Origin of the sequence: Gluconobacter sp. P1D12_c (assembly GCF_018812105.1) — a bacterium.
Taxonomy (GTDB): domain Bacteria; phylum Pseudomonadota; class Alphaproteobacteria; order Acetobacterales; family Acetobacteraceae; genus Gluconobacter; species Gluconobacter oxydans_A.
In genome coordinates, this window is record NZ_JACSIQ010000361.1 from 1 (window position 1) to 487 (window position 487).

At 44.6% G+C, this 487-nt stretch carries 1 protein-coding gene; it reads right to left on the reverse strand.

Annotation, left to right across the window (positions count from 1 at the left end):
• Nucleotides 1-228 precede the first annotated feature (228 nt).
• On the reverse strand, nt 229-487 hold a 259-nt coding region (locus KP705_RS17185; protein WP_215765148.1), incomplete at its 5' end, for a hypothetical protein.

A 487-nucleotide genomic window follows, 5' to 3' on the forward strand; every position in this document is an offset into this window, starting at 1 on the left:
GACTCATAACGTGCCTTCAATCGCACAGCCTTTATATTGAACAGATTTTCAAGCCTCTGTACTTCTCTCTCTATTTCTCTATATTTTTCCTTCTTTACCATATCCATAACAATCTCCGACCCTCAGTTTGTGGGGTACTGGAAACTTATTGTAGCAGATAGAAATCAATATTTGACTTGTCATAGTGTCCGACTATGACAATTACATTGTCGTCGGTCCTGCGGAGCTTCAAAGATACCAGTCTGCAAGCTCCTGAAAGGCGTCCTGATTAGCTTCGAAGTATTCGGAATCCGGAACCTCAATAGGAGGCTCATCAAGCTCTACGGGGTCTTGTAGACGCTCTATGTCGAGAACCTTTGACAGCATCCCATCTTCTAAGACGCTACCCCCACCTCTACCCATGTGAGATATCGTGTAAGTGTCAAGCATATATGCTTTTGCGGAATCATCCACCGCATTGATATCCCTGTTGCCAAGCTCCCACGAA